This is a genomic window from Aestuariibius violaceus, from assembly GCF_040779325.2.
In the GTDB taxonomy this organism is placed as follows: Bacteria; Pseudomonadota; Alphaproteobacteria; order Rhodobacterales; family Rhodobacteraceae; genus Aestuariibius; species Aestuariibius violaceus.
The window spans coordinates 1-584 of sequence record NZ_JBFONT020000031.1; the positions used below are offsets into that span (position 1 = coordinate 1).

Below are 584 nucleotides of genomic sequence, written 5' to 3' on the forward strand. Positions count from 1 at the left end.
CGCTCGACCCGGCCGGTCACGACCGTGCCCCGGCCCGAGATCGAGAACACGTCCTCGATCGGCATCAGGAACGGCTGATCCACCGCGCGTTCAGGCGTCGGGATGTACTCGTCGACGGCGGCCAGAAGCTCGCGGATCTTGTTCTCGCCGATCTCGGGGTTGTTGCCTTCCATCGCCGCCAGAGCGGAGCCTGCGATGATCGGGATGTCGTCGCCCGGGAACTCGTAGCTGGAGAGCAGTTCGCGCACTTCCATCTCGACGAGCTCGAGCAGCTCTTCGTCATCGACCTGGTCGACCTTGTTGAGGAACACCACAAGCGCCGGCACACCGACCTGGCGGGCCAGAAGGATGTGCTCGCGCGTCTGCGGCATCGGCCCGTCGGCGGCGTTCACCACCAGGATGGCACCGTCCATCTGGGCGGCCCCGGTGATCATGTTCTTGACGTAGTCCGCGTGGCCCGGGCAGTCGACATGGGCGTAATGGCGGGCGTCGGTCTCGTATTCCACATGCGCCGTCGAGATCGTGATCCCCCGCGCCTTCTCCTCCGGCGCGCCGTCAATCTGGTCGTACGCCTTGAAGTCCCC

1 protein-coding gene is annotated in these 584 nt (G+C 65.9%); it reads right to left on the reverse strand.

Features of this window, described 5'->3' with window-relative positions:
• On the reverse strand, positions 1–584 hold a 584-nt coding region (locus AADZ90_RS22420), incomplete at both ends, for a GTP-binding protein (RefSeq protein ID WP_411997182.1).